The organism is uncultured Flavobacterium sp. (assembly GCF_963975005.1).
GTDB lineage: Bacteria > Bacteroidota > Bacteroidia > Flavobacteriales > Flavobacteriaceae > Flavobacterium.
Genome location: NZ_CAXBFR010000052.1, coordinates 1 through 18,121 on the forward strand (window position 1 = coordinate 1; position 18,121 = coordinate 18,121).

The window sequence follows — 18,121 nt, forward strand, 5'->3', positions numbered from 1 at the left end:
CATCTACAAGTTTATTTTTTATTTTTTCACTTAAAGAATTATATTTTAATTGACCATTTTTTTGTCTTTCCCAATAGCCAAATTCCATATATGAACCTGTATAAACTTTATCATCAATACATTTTACTGAACGTATAATTGCTTCGTTTGGAGAAGGGTACAAAGTCCACAAAGAACCATTATATTCCAACAAACCTTCATTATTTGCAAAAAACATAAAATGGTTTTCATCTTGTGAAATCATCCAATTTTGAATTCCTGCTTGGTAAGTACTTTGTGTATATTTTGTAATAGGAGGAAGTTCTTGCCCAAAACAAAATAATGTAAAGAAAAGGAATAAAAAGTAAAGTTTTGTATAGATAATTTTGATTTGCATTGTCTTCTTAAATAATTTTAAAGATATATAATAAAAATGATTTATAATTAAGATGAATAAAAAAAAACTGTTTTAACAAGTGTTTAAACATGATTTTTTTGAGATGAAAAATTATTGTTTATGAAATAAGTAATTTAAATAGAAAGCAAAAAAAAGCCGTCTATTCAGACAGCTTTTTCATAATTTGAAAGAATTCAAAAATTAGTTTTTGATTAACTTAATAACCTTAGTACCTGATTCTGAAGTAACATTAGCGAAATAAATTCCATTTGCCAATTCAGCAGCATTTAACTCTAGTGCAGTAGCATTTGGAGTAACTTCTTGAACTTTTTTACCCATTACATCAAATAAAACTACTGAAGTAATATTTTGTTTTGATGCAATATTCCATACATTTTGAGTTGGATTAGGATATACATTAAATGAAGATAGTTCAAAGTTTGAGTTACTTAACACAGTGTTTTTATGTAAATATAAGTTATCATAATAAACAGTTCCTAGATCTGAAGTAATTACAAATTGCACTAAATCATTTCTGTTTGCATTTACAACTGGTAAAAAATTAGCTAAAGGAATATCTAACGAAATCCATGTTCCTGGATTTGGATTAGTTAAGAAATTTGCATTAGTAGTTGAAAATTCAATTGCATTTGCTTCACCAGCTCCACCATTCCAATTAGAGAATTTAATATTAAAACTTTTATCTAAAGTTGGAGTTGCTGTCCAAATATCCATGTGGAAATATGTAAAAGTGGATGCATCAAATCTACCGCTTAAAAAAGCTACACCTTCACAACCTAAACCTGTAATTTTATTTGTATCATTACCAAGTATTGATACTAATGAAGTATTAGCTCCACACCAACTTGTATTAAAGGTATTATCATTTGACGGTTGACCGTCTACTCCAGCATAATTAAGAACAGCAATTGGAGCATAAGCATTACTAAAAATTGATTTTACATCCGCAACTGGTCTATTTGGTGGAGTTGGTGCAGCTGTTGTTGGTCCTTCTATAACATAATTAACAGTATATGTTTTTGTTACCGTAGTATTTTGCGACGTAACTACTACAGTTGCACTACCAGGGATAGCAGTTGCTTGAGTTGTTACTTGTGTTGCATTTGTGTCATTAGTAGTTACACTAGTTATCTGTGGTACAACAGTAGTACCAGCTGGCAATCCTTTTGTGTAAGCTATAGTGTTTGGAGAAAAACCTGCTATTGTTGTTCCATCAACTTTTAAATCACTTAAATTTGCATCTGAACCAGCAGCAACTGGAGTTTTCCAAAAGTAAATATTATCTAAATAAATAGTAATTGGCACTGTACTTCCAGCACCATTAGCAGCAAATTTCATTTGAAATACTGAATCCCAAGTCATTCCTGTAAAGGCACTTTTTGGAATATCAACACTATACCAAGAACCTGCAGTATGGTTTATTGTTACTAAAGTCTCTCCTGCTCCAGTTCCATTATTAATAGGACTTACTTGTAAAATAGAATTGGCTGGATTAGCACTTGTCCAAACATCAACATGTAAGAACTCCATGTTAGATAAACTTTGAGAAGTAAGCTCTGTTCCTTGATAATTAAAATTTGGATAGGCTAAAACAAAGTTTGTACCGCCACCTGTAGGATCAAAAGTAGGGTTAACTGAACCAAAACCGCTTTGTCCCCAGTTTGGATTATAATTTGTTGCAATATTAGTGTAAGTATCACTAAATACTGATTTTACATCTGCAGCAGCCTTAGTAGGTACTGGTGCATTTGTTGTTGGCTGTGCAAACGCAAGTCCAAAACTCAACAGTGCACATAAAATTAAAGTAGTTTTTTTCATAATATTCATTTATTTATGTAATTAATTTCGACATCATAAATATATCTACAATATAAATATCAATCTCACAATTCTTGATAAAGAAACTATACAAGCTATTTTTTTTGAAAAAACATTAAAAAAGCCATTAAATTAAAGAAAAACAGGACTTTAAAATTTCATAATGACTTCTAATAAATTTACAAAATCGGCTATTACAACGGTTTCGTATAGGTAATGTATAGGTGTTTTGCTGTAGATTTTTGGCTATTTATAAAGTAACATTACTAAGTTTTATTAATTTGTAAAGAAAAAAACAAAAAAACAGATTCCTTTCCATAAATAGTATTTCATTTTTTAAGTATTTTTTATGAATATACAACCGCAATTATTTATGACTAAAGGTTTTATTTACGTAAATTTGCACTTCTTTACAAAAAACTATGATTAAAACCGATTTTTCCAAATTAGAACCCAAAAAAAACATCCTAATAAAAGGGGCACAATTACACAATCTCAAAAACATTGATGTAGCTATTCCTAGAAACAAACTGGTTGTAATAACTGGCTTATCTGGTTCTGGAAAATCAAGTTTAGCTTTTGATACACTTTACGCTGAAGGACAACGAAGATATGTAGAAAGTTTGTCATCATATGCAAGACAATTTTTAGGTCGTTTAGACAAACCGAAAGTAGATTATATTAAAGGAATTGCTCCAGCTATAGCTATTGAACAAAAAGTTAATACCACAAATGCTCGATCAACTGTTGGAACTTCTACTGAAATATATGATTATTTAAAACTATTATTTGCTAGAATTGGTAAAACCATCTCTCCTATTTCTGGAAGTGAAGTCAAAAAAGATTCATTGGCCGATGTGGTAAAACATATTCAGACATTAAAACAAGATAGTAAATGGTTACTAATTGCTCCAATTCATTTAGAAGAAGGAAGACCTTTGGAAGACAAGTTAAAAGTTCTTTTACAACAAGGTTTTGCTCGAATTTTAGTAGATAACGAAATGGTGCGTTTAGATGCTATCGAAGGATTCAATTTCGCTAAAAAAGAGGTTATATTGATTATTGATAGAATAGTTGTCAAAAAAGATGATGAAGAATTCATGAATCGCTTAGCTGATGCCATTCAAACAGCTTTTTTTGAAGGAAAAGGAACGTGTTACTTACAAGAAGTCAATACTAATAATAGAGTTGGCTTTAGTAATAATTTTGACCTTGACGGAATGTCGTTCTTAGAACCTAACATTCATTTATTCAGTTTCAACAATCCATATGGTGCTTGTCCAACTTGCGAAGGTTATGGAAGTGTAATTGGAATTGACAGCGATTTAGTAGTTCCAAATACAGCTTTATCAGTCTATGAAAATGGAATTTTTCCTTGGCGTGGTGATAGTATGGGCTGGTACCGCGATCAATTGGTGAATAATTCACATCATTTTGATTTTCCAATACACAAACCTTATTTTAAACTTTCAGAAGAAGAAAAAGCACTAATTTGGGAAGGAAATAAATATTTCATGGGTTTAAATGATTTCTTCAAAGAATTAGAAGAGAAAAATTATAAAATTCAGAACCGTGTGATGCTTTCACGCTATCGTGGAAAAACAAAATGTCATACTTGCAAAGGAAAACGTCTTCGTGTAGAAGCAACTTACGTTAAAATTGCTGGTAAAAACATATCTGATTTAGTTGATTTACCTATTTTAAAATTAATGGCTTTCTTTAAAGAATTGACTTTAAACGAATATGATGCTGTAGTTGCAAAACGTTTATTAATCGAAATCAACAACAGATTAGAATTTTTATATAAAGTTGGATTAAGTTATTTATCCTTAAACCGAAATTCAGCAAGTTTATCAGGTGGAGAATCACAACGTATCAATTTAGCAACTTCATTAGGAAGTAGTTTAGTAGGTTCTATGTACATTTTAGATGAACCAAGTATTGGATTACATCCAAAAGATACAGAACAATTAATTGAAGTCTTAAAAAATCTTCGTGATTTAGGAAATACTGTTATTGTAGTCGAACACGACGAAGACATCATGAAAGCTGCTGATATGATTATTGATATAGGTCCAGAAGCAGGAACAAATGGTGGTTATTTGGTGGCACAAGGTACTTATGATGAAATTTTAAAAGCTGATTCTTTAACTGCCAAATATCTGAATGGAGAAGAACAAATTGAAGTTCCGAAAAAACGCAGAAAGTTCAAAAATCATATTGATGTAATTGGTGCTCGTGAAAATAATCTTCAAAACCAAAACTTTACGTTTCCTTTAGAATGTCTTACCGTTGTTACTGGAGTTTCTGGAAGTGGAAAAAGTACTTTGGTCAAAAAGATATTATTTCCAGCCATTAAAAAGAGTTTAGAAGGCATTAGCGAAAAAGCAGGTCAATTCACAGAATTAGCCGGAAGTTATTCAAACGTAAAACATATTGAATACGTGGACCAAAATCCAATTGGAAGAAGTTCGCGTTCAAATCCTGTGACTTATATTAAAGCTTACGATGATATTCGTGATTTATATTCAAAACAATCGGTTTCAAAATTACGTAATTACCAAGCTAAGCACTTCTCTTTCAATGTAGATGGCGGAAGATGTGAAACTTGTAAAGGTGATGGATCTGTTACTATCGAAATGCAATTTATGGCCGATGTGCATTTAGAATGTGAAACTTGTGGTGGAAAACGTTTCAAAAAAGAAGTTTTAGAAGTCAAATTTGAAGAAAAAAACATCGATGACATTTTAACCATGACAATTGATGATGCTTTAGCATTCTTTACTAAAAATGACCAAAAGAAAATATATCAAAAATTACAACCTTTACAAGATGTTGGATTAGGTTATGTACAATTAGGTCAATCCTCTTCTACTCTTTCTGGTGGTGAAGCACAACGTATCAAATTAGCTTCATTCTTGGTAAAAGGAACAATCAAAGACAAAGCCTTATTCGTATTTGATGAACCAACAACAGGATTACACTTTCACGATATTAAAAAATTGTTAGCCTCTTTTGAAGCTTTATTAGAAAAAGGACATTCAATCATCGTAATCGAACATAATTTAGATTTAATAAAATGTGCTGATTACATCATTGATATTGGTCCAGAAGGTGGTGAATTTGGTGGAAAACTAATGGCTTTTGGAACTCCAGAAGAAATTGTAAAAAACAAAAATTCAGTTACGGGGAAATATTTAAAGGAGAAGTTGTAAGTTTTTGTTTCAGGAAATTTAAAAGTTTTTTGTTAATTTGTGAATTCATTATTACTTATGAATTTAGATAATTTAGAATTAATTAGCTTTAAAGAACAGAAAATAGCTTTTCCAAAGCATTTTCATGAAACGTTTTGTATTTCCTATATTCATAATGGAATTGAACAAATTGATTTAGAACACCAAAATATCTATAGCGAAAAAGGTAGTATCACTATAACAAATCCTTACGAAATTCATTCTAATCCTATAATAGATTCTTCTTCAATAATTGAATTTGAAACCATTTATATTTCTAAAGATTTAATGAAATATTTATATAAAGGACAAAATGTTGTTTTTTTTAATCGAAAAATCAACAACCTAAAATTGAATCAACTTTTCTTTCAATTAAAAAATGCAATTGAATTAAATAACATTCAAAAAACGGAATTAGTACTAAAAGAGTTTACTACCATTCTAAAACCTTATTCCCAATTTAAAAAAGAAGAATATTCGGAATTAAATTACAACTCATTTCAAAATATTAATTCATTTATTGACGAAAACATACAGTCTAAATTTAATTTAGACGATTTATCTAAAGTTGTTCATCTTAATAAATTTGGTTTCGTTAAAAAGTTTAAATCTTCAACAGGAATGTCTCCTATGAATTATATTTTGATGAAGAAAATATTTTCGAGCAAGAAAATCATCACTTCATATTCTGATTTAACTCAAATTGCTTTTGATTTTGAGTTTTCAGATTTAGCTCATTATTCTAATACTTTTAAACGCTTTGTAGGTGTTTCTCCAAAAACATATCAAAAAAATAGTTTTAATCTTTAATATTTGCCAAGATTATACAAGTTACTTTTTTTTATTTCAAGTAATATTGTTGAAAAAATAACAAAGATGAAAAAATCAGTTTTACTACTTTTAACTATAATTTCCTTTTCAAATCTATTTTCACAATCTATTGATGCTGAATTTTCAGTAAAAAATATGAAAAAAGATTTTAAAGTATATAAAAACATTCGATTAAAAGCCAATTCTGGTTTATACAAATATCGTTCAGAAAAAGAAATTGATAGTATTTATAATTGGGCAGAAAACCAGATTGAAAAATCAAAAACTTATAAAGATTTTTATAATATTATTTGTCAATTATCTGATTTTGAAGGAAGTTTACACAATAGCATTAGTTTACCTTCTAAAGTAAATAAAGCTTTAGTGAAAGAAAATGAAGGTTATTTTCCGTATCCAATTAAATTAATAGAAGGCAAATGGATTCTAAATTTTGAATCGGATAAAATTCCTTTAGGTTCTGAAATTATTTCTATTAATGAAATGAAAACAACTGAAATTGTAAAAGAACTTTATAAATATTACGAAACTGATGGCTTTAATATCACTGGAAAAAGAATTGGAATTGAAAAACATTTTGGAAAATATTACAGGTATCAATTTGGTTTAACTTCAATATTTAAAGTTGCTTACATAAATAGTAAAACCAAAGAAAGTTCCAATTTTACCCTAAAAAGTAGTGGCTTAAAAGAATATTACACAAATCTAAATAACAGATATTCAAAACCTTATGATTATATAGATTTTACCCATAGCAGTAATCTTAAAGAAAAATACAGTTATAAAAAGATAGATTCAGAAACAGGAATTTTAACTATAAACACATTTGCAATTGGTGATAATGAATTTGTTCTTGAATATAAACAATTTATTACTTTTTTAGATAGTACTTTTTTATCCATAAAAAATCAAAATATAAAAAATCTAATTGTTGATGTTAGGCATAATGGTGGTGGAAATGATCCTTATGATTTAGTAGTATATGAATATTTAACCCAAAGAAATTTTTCTGAAAACAGAAGTGCTTGGATAAGTTTTAATAAAATTCCATTCATCAAGTACATTGATACTAAAGTTCCTGTATTTTTAAGATTCTTGGGTGTGATTAAACATAATAAAAGCCTAAGAAAAGAATTTCCGTTAGAAAAAGATGGAAAATATTTTCAAGACGAAAATAGTTATGATCATAAAATTAGAACTCCAAACAAAAATGCTTTTACAGGAAACATATATTTATTAATTACCTCAAGAGTTGCTTCAGCAGGAAGTAATTTTGGTTCTTTACTTGCTAGTAATAAAAATACCACAACAATTGGAGAAGAAACTCAAGGTGGTTTTTACGGTCATAATGGTCACACACCTATTGATTACATTTTGCCCAAATCTAAAATTATCACAACTTTCTCAATAGTAAATATTGAACAGTTTTCTATAGCAAAAGAAAACCAACCAATCGGTAGAGGAATTATGCCAGATTATGAAGTGACTCAAACTTATGAAGATTATTTAAACCAAAATGATACTCAAATGAATTTCACCTTGGATTTGATTAAAAAAAGGGATTGATTCAAAAGAAATAATTAAGATTCCTAAACTATTTAGCACATTTAAACTAAATTAAAACACTGATTATCATATTGTTAAAACTCATTAACAACTCATTGACAACTGCTTAACGTATTCTGGCACAGCTATTGGATTTAGGTAACCAAACAACAATGAATTTAAATTGTTGAATTGTTTAACCTTAAATTATAGAAGTCATGAAAAAAATTACACTTTTAGTAGCAGGTTTATTACTTATTAGTAATGTAACTATTGCATCAGAGAAAAATGTATTTACTGGAAACGAAGAAGGTTATCGCTTTATTACAGATTATAGAGATGCTGACCCAATTGTTTTCAAAGAAAGAGGAATCGAATTCTTCATCTTTTTAGATGGTCAATTTGATTTTAATACTCAAGCAACAACTGCACCAACAAGAAATCGTACTGAAAACATGAATAGAACTCATGGTGCACCAGGTGTAAGAACTGTATCAGTTGCTAGTTCATATTATGGTCCAGTAAGAGGCGTAAAAGTAGAACATGATTATCAAGGTCGTGTGAGACGTGTAGGAAACGTATTTATCAACTATGACGCTTACGGTAGAGTTAAAAGAGTTGGTTCAGTTTACATGAAATACAACAGTTTTGCGCTGAAACAAGTTGGTGGAATGAAAATTTTCTACAACAGAAGAGGTCAAATCATGGACATTGTAGGATATGTAAATAGTTCAAGTTATGGAAATCATTATGATTTTGATGGACATGGATTTGGAAACGGAAACGGGAATAATAATGGATATGACAACGATTCAGATGATGAAGACTTTTACTACTACAAAAAAGACGGTAGCAAAGTAAAAATGGATGATGATGATGTCATTGAAATTAAAAGAGACGAAAAAGAAAGAAAAAGAAAATAGTTAGATTAGTTTAGTTTGTTTTTAAAAGTCCTGTAAGTGAAAATCTTACAGGATTTTTTTTATATTTGGGTGAATTAAATCATTTTAAAATGAAAAATAATGTGATTCTGTTATTCTCAATAATTGTCTTATTTTCGTGTTCCGATGATCAAAATGATAAAATAAATAAAGTACTTGTTAGCAAGTGGCAATTGGCTGAAATTTTATCTGATCCAGGTGACGGAAGCGGAACTTTTCAATCAATTTCTAGTACTAAAATAATTGAATTCTATGATGATGGGACACTTTATTCCAATGGTTCAATTTGTACAATTTCGACTGATTCTAATGAAAATTTTTATGGAACCTATTCTTCACAAGATTTAACTTTATCTTCAACACAATGCCAACAACAAGTATTTTTAACTAGTTATGAAATTACACAAACTACTTTAATTATTTATTATCCTTGTATAGAAGCTTGTGCTGAAAAATACACTAAAATTCAGTAGTCTTTATTTTTTAATTTTATTTATAACCTTATCCATTACTAAATTAATATCAGAAGACAATTTCAATTTATAACTTAAAGTTAAATAAATAATCGAAATCAAAATAGATTTTAAAACGATATTAATTATAGGATGAAACGAAAATTCCCAAAAGTAAAATGCTAAAAAACAACTTATTAATATTCCAAAAGCTGTTATGGTTTTTGAAGTAAAAGGAAATAACTTCATTCGTTTTACCACAAAAAGCAATTTGGATAAACTATATAAAGTTATGGAAAGTAAAGTTGCAAAAGCAGTTCCTTTTAAACCATAAAGCGGAATGAAAATCATGTTTAAAATCACCGTTAAAGTCACAAGCAAAACTCCTAAAAACAAAACGGTTCTGTAATATTTTGAATTGAAAATAATGGCATTATTATTTCCTAATATCAAATCGAAATATTTCGATAATCCTATAGTAAATACCACAAAAATTCCACCAGAATACTCTTTTGGCAGTAATAAATATAATTGATTGATATTTACTAAAATCCCTAAAAATATCAAACCACCGACAATTTGTAACGTAATTGATGTCTTTTTATAAAGGTCATTTAGTTCATCATGTTTGTTTTCGCTCATCAATTTTGCTGTAATTGGATACGTAATTTGATGCATAGCTCTACTTGGAACAGCAATTACAGTAGCAATGAAAACTGCAACAGAATAATAGGCAATATTTTCAATTTTGACGTAATTATTCAACATGAATTTATCAATTTCTAGAAACAAATTTGCAATTCCACCAGTCAAAATAATAAATAAACTATAAGTAATTATCGCTTTTGAATTTATCGGAATCTTAAATTTCAGAGAAGGGAATCTAACTTTATAAGCATATATTTTCATCAATAACATAGAAAAGAAATAAATTCCCATTAAAGAATACACAAATTCAACTGGAGTTATCCAATCAAAATAAACCGCAAAAAGACTTATACTTACTAGAATTCTCAAGAAAACCTCTTTGATAAAATTTCCTAAAACCGATTGCATGTGTACTTTTACCCAAGCATAAAATATTTCAAAATATCCCATACAAAGTCCGATTACAGGAATTTGCCATACATAATCATAAACTATTGGATTTTCTTCTGATAATAAATTCGCAATTTGATGATAGCCAAAATATCCAATCAACGAAAACGGAATAATCAATATTAAAGGAAGAAATAATACAAAGGTCAAAAAAATTGATTTTTCTTCTTCTGTTTTATATTCGTTAAAATATTTGATTAACGTATTATGAACTCCAAAAGCCATCAAAGGCATCATAATATTGGCTGCAGACAAAACATATCCAACCAAACCATAATACGTATCACCCAAAAACTGCACATACATATATAACGTATTTATCGCTCCAATGGCAAAGCCAATGTAAGTGATAACCGTGTTTTTTAAGGATTGCTTTAGAACGATTCCCATTTTTTAGTGTTCAGTGTTCAGTAATTAGTTGGCAGTCAAAATAGTTGCTAATTGCTCTGTTAGTTTTTTTCTGCTGTATTTTTGTAAACCAATAGCATTTACTTGTAACGTATTATGCTGAAATTGATTGTAATAAGTTTGTATTTGTGATTTTAAAGCTTCTTTTGCATCATACATAAAGAAAGTTCCTGTATTGGTCTCTTTGATAATATTTTTGAAATCAGCTTTTTCTGGTCCAATGGCTAAAATTGGTCTTTCGGAAATCATATATTCAAACAATTTTCCTGGAATAATACAATTTGTAGCATCTGAATCAATTTCAATTAACAATAAAACTTGCGAACTTCTTTGTGCTTGTAAAGCTTCATTGTGTGAAACATAACCCAGATGATTTACATAGTTTTCTAACCGAAATTCTTTGATTGTTTCCAAAACTTCTTTGCTCACTGCTCCAATTAATTTCAATTGAAAATCGTTGGCAAAATCTTTATTTTCTTTGATTAATTCTGATAATGCTTTCCATAAAATTCTTGGATTTCTTTCCGATAAAAAGGAACCAATATGAGCTAGGGTGAATTTAGAATCCATTGCCTTTTTGGAAACCTTTTCAATGTCATAACCATTTGTAATGACTTCAATTGGTTTTGAAGTTATTTGTTCAAATTCTGTTTTTGTTGTTGGTGAAGTCACGATTAATTGGTCACAACTACTCATGACTTCTTTTTCTAAATCTTTATGCTTTTGAGCAGCTTTTTCAGAAAGTTTCAAAGCTTTATGATACCCAATAGTTGTCCAAGGATCACGAAAATCGGCAATCCATTTGATATTATTTTGTTTTTTCAACCCTAATCCAATTAGATGCACACTATGTGGTGGGCCAGTTGTAATTATAGTTTCAATTTTATGTTCATCAATATATTTTTGAAGGAATTTAATAGAAGGTTTAACCCAAAAAATTCGTGCATCAGGAATGAACATATTTCCTCTTATCCAAAGTAATGTTCTTTCGATAAAAGATTGTTTTTTCTTATCAGGAATAATTCCAGAACTAATTTTTTTAGTTTTATTTTTAGACAAAAAAGAAGCAAAACCATAAGGTTCAAAAATGGGTTGTCTTATAATTGTTACTTTATCAGAAACTTCTTGAACCAAATTTTCATCCAACAAAGGATAAGTCGGGTTTTCTGGAATATAAACTATTGGTTCAACTCCGAAATCAGGTAAATACTTTACAAATTTTAACCAACGCTGTACACCTGGTCCACCAGCTGGAGGCCAATAATAGGTTATGATTAGTATTTTTTGTTTTTCTGGTTTCAGTTTTTTTTGGTTATAAGTTTAAAAGGTTAAAAGGGATTGTGCAAAAAACTTAATCTTTCTTCTTTGCTCTTTCTTCTTTACTCTCAAAATAAATTCCTCCAATCAATAACAACAACATTCCAATTGAACTAAACAGTACAATTGTGCTTCCTGTTTTTACAACTTGTGGTTCAAATTTGAATTCGATTGTATGTTTTCCTGCTGGAACTTCTAATCCTCTTAAAGCATAGTCAACTCGATAAATTGGAGTTTCCTTTCCATCAATTGTTGCTTTCCAACCGTTTGAATAATACATTTCAGAAAACACTGCAAAACCAGCATTAGAATTTGTTGATTTGTATTTTAAATAATTTGGTTTGTAATCAATTAAGTCAATTTTAGCTAGAGAATCTCTTTCGAAATCACCAAAAGGCTTCCCTTTAACCTTTAATGCTGTTGGATTAATTACAGCTATATCTTTGGTTCTTAAACTATCTAAAGCTTTCATTTCTTCATCTGAAGAAATTACATTTAGTACTTTCTCAACAAACCAAGCATTTCCATTTGCATCTGGATTTAATAAGGCTACATCGTCTCCTTGTTCGTTAGCTTTAATAATATATTTAGTATTTAACATATTATAAACTTGAAGGTTGTTTTTGGCTATTTGATAATCAAACAATTGTTGCATTCTTCGTGGTTTCACAGCACTATAACCACCAAGCGATTTATGAAAATAAGAAGTTCTTGCACTACTCATATTACCTGCAGCTTCAAAAACTCTAAAATGGGTTGTGTCTTGTAATATGTTTTGATCTGCTTCGGTCATTTGATAAGGCATATCGATTTCTCTTTTTGACTTGAAATTTTCATCATTTACATATTTTTTATCTACTAAGAATAAATCAAAAACCATAACCAAACCTACTAAAATAATAGCTGTATTTTGTGCTAGTTTATTTTTAAGTGAAGTATACATAACAACGAAAACAATAGCTAAGAACCCTAAAGAACGAAATACGTCTGAAGTATACATCGCTGCTCTATCTTCCTTTAGAACACTCATGAAGTCATAACCATATGATTCAGCATAATAACCATCAGCTGGTCCAGAGAAATTAAACATTCCCTTGAAAAGTAATAACGAAATTAGAATTCCACCAACAATAGCTCCTGATTTCCATAAGGCATTCCATTTTTGAGAATCATCAGATTTATAAAAAGAATACAATCCTAAAATAGCTAAAATAGGCATGCATAATTCCAATAAAACTTGAATGGATGAAACAGCTCTAAATTTATTATATAAAGGAACATAATCGATAAAGAAATCCGTTAGCAATGAGAAATTTTTTCCCCAAGAAAGGAATAATGAAATTAAAATTCCAGCAACTAATGCATACTTGACTTTTCTTTTTTCTACGAATAAAGCTAAAATAGCTAAAAAGAAAACAATAATTCCAATATAAGCTGGTCCGGAAACTCCGGGTTGGTCACCCCAATAGGTTCTTAATTGTTTTGTTATGGCTAAAGCTTCTGCTTCACTTGCTCCTTGTGACATTACATATTGAAACATTTCTGATTCTTTACCTAAATCCTCATAACTAGCACCACCAAAAAGTCTTGGAGAAATTAAGTTTAAACTTTCTGCAACTCCATAACTATAATCAGTGATATATTCATAACTCATTGCGTTTGAACTTTCTTTTTTAGAACCATCTGGTTCATAAGTCAGTTCACTATCACTTCTTGAAGAAAATTTGGCATATTCTGATGTCGCTAATAAACTTGTCGCGTTTGAACCTACTGAGAAAACTCCAGCTATGGCAAAAACTCCAATAACTTTAGCTAATCCTCTATAATCTTTTTCTTTAATGAATTCTACAAAATAATAAATTGAAACTACTAAAAGTAAAATCAATAAATAATAGGTCATTTGAAAATGATTCGCTTGAATTTCTAAAGCTGCAGCAATCATAGTTAGTAGTCCACCAACAATATACTTTCGTCTAAAAACCAACAAAACACCAGCTAAAACCATTGGCATATAAGCAATAGCATGAGCTTTTGCATTGTGTCCAGCTCCAATAATGATAATCATATAAGTCGAAAAACCGAAAGCTAAAGCTCCAAAAAAGGCTTTTAACGGATCAACTTTTAAAACTAATAACAATATATAAAATCCTAAAAAATATAGAAATAAATAATCTGCTGGTCTAGGTAAAAAACGTAAAACATCATCAAAGTGACCAATAAAATCGTTTGGATATTTAGCTCCTAATTGATAAGTTGGCATTCCACCAAAAGCACTATTTGTCCAATAAGGTTCTTCGTTGGTTTCATTTCTAAAATCATTTTGTTCTTTTGCCATTCCAGTATATTCTGCAATGTCATGTTGATAAATCTGTTCTCCTTTTAATACAGGATAAAAATAAATTACGGCTACTATTACAAAACCAAGAATAGCTAATAAATGTGAAGAGTATTTTTGCAAATTTTTCATGCTAAAGAATAAATATTTAAAGGTGCTAAAGTAAATAAAAAAAGGATATCGTTAAAATATCCTTTCTGTTATTGTTCAAATGTTATTAATCTACTTCTTCATAATCAATATACTCTCCTACTTTCTTCTTTTCCTGAGGCTTAACTGTTGACTGTGAATTATTTTGAGAAGTGTTTTGTTGATAATTTTGTTGTTGCTTAACTTGGTCTTCCATTTTTTGTTGCACTTTATTCATGGCTTTCTTCATTAAAATAGGTGCAAAAATTCTCAATAAGAATTTAAACAAATAATAAAATAAAACTATGTAAGCTAACGTTCTTAATAAACCTGTAAATGATGCTTCTATCATTGTAATCTAATTTTAAAATTCAAAAATACAATTATAAGTACTAAAAACCCATAAATTGTTTCTTAAATTTATGATAAAATAACTACTTTTGAAAAACTTATTTAAGCCAATTATGAAAAAATCAACACAATTTCTCCTTTTATTCTCTTTATTATTTGTTGAAATGGCTTCTGCCCAATATACAGATGTAATTAATTCTAATAGGCCAGGAAAATCAATGATGGCTTTCTCTGTCGGAAAGTCAGTTATTCAATTAGAATCTGGTGTTTTTGGCATTAAGGAAAATCATGATTTAATTGGATATGGTGCCAATGGCTTTGGAGTAGATTTTGCCTTGAGATGGGGTGTGATCAAAGAAGAAATGGAAGCCGTTGTTGAAATTCAATATCAAAATGATACTTATACTAGTCCAATTGAAGAATATAAAAGAAGTGCCTTAAGATCCACAGTTATAGGTGCTAAATATTTAGTTTATGACCCAAATAAATATTATGAACAGAAAGTAAATATTAGAAGTTGGAAAGCCAATCAAGGTTTTAAATGGAGACAATTAATTCCTTCTGTAGGAATTTTTGCTGGTGTAAATCTAAATTTTTCTGATAATCCATATAACTATAATTCGAGGTTAATTGAACCAAAAGTTAGTCCAAAAGTAGCTTTAATTACACAAAACACTTTTGGAACTAGATGGGTATTAGTTGGAAATTTAGTCTATAACAAATTTACTTCCGATTTCAAATCATTAGAATATATTGCAACACTTACGCATGGAATAAATCAACAATGGTCAGTTTTTGTTGAAAATCAAGGCTATAAAGGGGATTTATATAGTGATATTGTCTTTAGAGCTGGTGGGGCATATCTTATCTCACCTAACATGCAAGTTGACGCTTCGTTTTCTAAAAACATAAAAGATACACCTTCAATAACGTATGGTGGTGTTGGAATTTCTTGGCGTTTTGATAAAAATTATCAAGAAGTAAGAATAAAATCTCCTGAAGACAGAAAAAAAGATAAAGCAAATAAAAGTGCTAAGAAAAAAGAGCCTAAACTAAATAAGAATAAAGAAAAGAAATTAAAAAAGTCTAAAGACGAAGAATAATTTCACCCAACCACAATGATTGAAATAAAAGAAGCCAAGTCAAAAAAAGAAATGAAAGATTACGTAATGTTTTCTTTTGAACTATATAAAAACAACCCTAATTGGATACCACCAATTATTGCAGAAGAATTAGAAACATTTGATAGAGATAAAAATCCTGCTTTCCAAAGTGCGGAAGCGCATTTTTATTTAGCCTATAAAGACAATAAAATTGTAGGTAAACTTGCTGCTATAATTAATTGGGATGAAGTAAAAATTCTTAAAAAAAGTAAAGTCCGTTTCGGTTGGTTTGATGTTATTGATGATATTGAAGTCACCAAAGCTCTACTAGAAAAGGTATACGAATTGGGTAACAAACATAATTTAGAAATGGTTGAAGGACCAATTGGTTTTTCTAATCTAGATAAAGTTGGTGTTTTAACTGAAGGATTTGATCAAATCGGAAATATGGTTACATGGTACAGTTTACCCTATTATAAAGAGCATTTTGAAAAATTGGGTTTAACCAAAGAAAAAGAATATCTAGAAAGCACTTTTTCATTTAGCAATATAAATCCAGAACCCTTTCAAAAAGCTAGTGCTCTAATTAAAAAGCGTTACGAATTAAGGTCATTAAATTTTACAAAAACTAAAGACATTATGCCCTATGTCGATAAAATGTTTGATTTATTTAATGATACTTATGCTAAACTACAATCATTTGTAGCTATTAATGATGTTCAAAAAGAGTACTTTAAAAAGAAATATATAAGTTTTATAAATCCAGAATTCATAAAATTCATTATAGATAAAGATGATAAAATGATTGCCTTTGCTATTGTTATGCCTGGATTTAGTGAAGCGCTTAAAAAAGCAAATGGCAAATTATTTCCATTTGGATTTTATCATTTATTAAAAGCTAAAAACAATTCTAAAGAAGTAGTTTTCTATTTAATTGGTGTTGCACCAGAATACCAAAGTAAAGGTGTTACGGCTATTATTTTTGATGAATATTATACAGTTTGTCAAGCAAAAGGCATAGAAACTTGCGTACGAACTCCGGAATTAGAAGAAAATACTGCTATTCAAAAGCTTTGGAAACATTTTAATAGTAAGATTACTAAACGTAGAAGAACTTATAGTAAGAAGCTTTAGGCATTAGGCATTAGGCATTAGGCATTAGGCATTAGGCATTAGGCAAAAATAAATAAAATGAACTTCATCCCATTTCCAAAAATAGAATCAAAAAATCTTATTCTTAGAAGAGTTTTAGAATCAGATTGTAAAATTATTTTATACCCACGTTCAGATGAAGAAATCAATAAATTTATTGATAGACCAGAACATAGAAAAACAAAGACTATTGAAGAAGCTAAAAAGTTTATCCTGCAAATAAATGAAAACCTTGAAACCAATAAATCAATTACTTGGGGAATAACTTTAAAAAATGAACCGAAAATTATTGGAACAATTTGTTTGTGGAATTTTTCTGAAGACAATAAAACAGCAGAAGTTGGATATGATTTAGAACCAAAATTTCAAGGAAAAGGAATTATGAGTGAGTCGCTGCAATCTGTACTCGAATATGGATTTAAAAATCTAAATTTAGATATAATTGAAGCCTATACTCATCAAAAAAACGAGAATTCTAAGGCTTTATTAGAAAGGAATAACTTTAAACTTATTTTAGAAAAAAAAGATGAAGGCAACCTAAATAATGTAATTTTTGAAATAAAAAAACCAATACTAAACAAATAGTATTGGTTTTTTTTATATGTAAAATATTCTGAAAACCTATAAACTATGCATCCATATCAACCTTAGTTGCTTCAGCTATTTGTTTATAAGTTCCGTTCACTAACTTTTCATAAATAGCATCAAAAGCAGTAAGCGTTAATTCTATATCCTCTAAAGAGTGAGATGCAGTTGGAATCATTCTTAACAAAATCATTCCTTTAGGTATAACTGGATAAACAACGATAGATAAGAAAATACCATAATTTTCTCTCAAATCATTTACCATAACCATTGCTTCTGGAATAGTTCCTTCAAGATAAACTGGAGTTACACAAGTATTTGTGTCACCAATATTAAATCCATGAGCTTTTAAACCACTTTGTAATGCAGTTACATTTTCCCAAAGTTTATCTTTTAAACCTGGATTATCACGTAACAATTGCAAACGTT

13 protein-coding genes and 2 pseudogenes are annotated in these 18,121 nt (G+C 29.1%); 8 read left to right on the forward strand and 7 right to left on the reverse strand.

The window, feature by feature from the left end; translation table 11 throughout:
- Nucleotides 1-376 (reverse strand): annotated as a pseudogene (locus tag AACZ53_RS07945) (LuxR family transcriptional regulator); the annotation flags it as partial.
- Between the two features lie 201 nt (nucleotides 377-577).
- A complete protein-coding gene (locus tag AACZ53_RS07950; RefSeq protein ID WP_339836791.1) occupies nucleotides 578-2,215 on the reverse strand; it encodes a T9SS type A sorting domain-containing protein in 1,638 nt (545 codons plus the stop codon).
- A 422-nt stretch (nucleotides 2,216-2,637) separates the two neighbouring features.
- Here AACZ53_RS07950 and uvrA point away from each other — a divergent pair, with 422 nt between their 5' ends.
- From uvrA to AACZ53_RS07975, 5 genes are all read left to right on the forward strand, one after another.
- Nucleotides 2,638-5,430: an excinuclease ABC subunit UvrA gene (gene uvrA / locus AACZ53_RS07955; protein ID WP_339836794.1), complete on the forward strand. Its 2,793-nt coding sequence runs from the start codon at nucleotides 2,638-2,640 to the stop codon at nucleotides 5,428-5,430.
- 39 nt (nucleotides 5,431-5,469) lie between these two features.
- Nucleotides 5,470-6,258, forward strand: a complete 789-nt coding sequence (locus tag AACZ53_RS07960) for an AraC family transcriptional regulator (protein ID WP_339836797.1) — start codon at nucleotides 5,470-5,472, stop codon at nucleotides 6,256-6,258.
- 66 nt (nucleotides 6,259-6,324) lie between these two features.
- On the forward strand, nucleotides 6,325-7,842 hold the full coding sequence (locus AACZ53_RS07965; protein ID WP_339836800.1) for a S41 family peptidase: 1,518 nt from the start codon (nucleotides 6,325-6,327) through the stop codon (nucleotides 7,840-7,842).
- Nucleotides 7,843-8,039: 197 nt separating this feature from the next.
- Nucleotides 8,040-8,744, forward strand: coding sequence for a hypothetical protein (locus tag AACZ53_RS07970; RefSeq protein ID WP_339836803.1), 705 nt, complete (start codon nucleotides 8,040-8,042; stop codon nucleotides 8,742-8,744).
- 89 nt (nucleotides 8,745-8,833) lie between these two features.
- Nucleotides 8,834-9,235 carry a hypothetical protein gene (locus AACZ53_RS07975; RefSeq protein ID WP_339836807.1) on the forward strand — a complete coding sequence of 134 codons (402 nt, stop codon included), beginning with the start codon at nucleotides 8,834-8,836 and terminating at the stop codon, nucleotides 9,233-9,235.
- Nucleotides 9,236-9,238: 3 nt separating this feature from the next.
- On the opposite strand, the gene AACZ53_RS07980 is transcribed toward AACZ53_RS07975, so the two are convergent.
- From AACZ53_RS07980 to AACZ53_RS07995, 4 genes are all read right to left on the reverse strand, one after another.
- Complete coding sequence (locus AACZ53_RS07980) at nucleotides 9,239-10,702, reverse strand: oligosaccharide flippase family protein (protein ID WP_339836810.1); 1,464 nt, start codon at nucleotides 10,700-10,702, stop codon at nucleotides 9,239-9,241.
- A 24-nt stretch (nucleotides 10,703-10,726) separates the two neighbouring features.
- On the reverse strand, nucleotides 10,727-12,022 hold the full coding sequence (locus AACZ53_RS07985; protein WP_339836825.1) for a glycosyltransferase family 4 protein: 1,296 nt from the start codon (nucleotides 12,020-12,022) through the stop codon (nucleotides 10,727-10,729).
- 49 nt (nucleotides 12,023-12,071) lie between these two features.
- Complete coding sequence (locus AACZ53_RS07990) at nucleotides 12,072-14,504, reverse strand: YfhO family protein (protein WP_339836812.1); 2,433 nt, start codon at nucleotides 14,502-14,504, stop codon at nucleotides 12,072-12,074.
- Between the two features lie 85 nt (nucleotides 14,505-14,589).
- Nucleotides 14,590-14,853 carry a hypothetical protein gene (locus tag AACZ53_RS07995; protein WP_026716241.1) on the reverse strand — a complete coding sequence of 88 codons (264 nt, stop codon included), beginning with the start codon at nucleotides 14,851-14,853 and terminating at the stop codon, nucleotides 14,590-14,592.
- 112 nt (nucleotides 14,854-14,965) lie between these two features.
- On the opposite strand from AACZ53_RS07995, the gene AACZ53_RS08000 reads away from it, so the two are divergent.
- From AACZ53_RS08000 to AACZ53_RS08010, 3 genes are read left to right on the forward strand one after another with little or no spacing between them, the layout of a single operon-like run.
- Nucleotides 14,966-15,955 (forward strand): transporter, encoded by a 990-nt coding sequence (locus tag AACZ53_RS08000; RefSeq protein ID WP_339836816.1) that lies wholly within the window; start codon nucleotides 14,966-14,968, stop codon nucleotides 15,953-15,955.
- A gap of 15 nt (nucleotides 15,956-15,970) precedes the next feature.
- Nucleotides 15,971-17,089 carry a GTP cyclohydrolase gene (locus AACZ53_RS08005; RefSeq protein WP_339836819.1) on the forward strand — a complete coding sequence of 373 codons (1,119 nt, stop codon included), beginning with the start codon at nucleotides 15,971-15,973 and terminating at the stop codon, nucleotides 17,087-17,089.
- A gap of 57 nt (nucleotides 17,090-17,146) precedes the next feature.
- Nucleotides 17,147-17,692, forward strand: coding sequence for a GNAT family N-acetyltransferase (locus tag AACZ53_RS08010; protein WP_339836822.1), 546 nt, complete (start codon nucleotides 17,147-17,149; stop codon nucleotides 17,690-17,692).
- 43 nt (nucleotides 17,693-17,735) lie between these two features.
- Here AACZ53_RS08010 and AACZ53_RS08015 read toward each other — a convergent pair.
- Nucleotides 17,736-18,121 (reverse strand): annotated as a pseudogene (locus AACZ53_RS08015) (pyridoxal phosphate-dependent aminotransferase family protein); the annotation flags it as partial.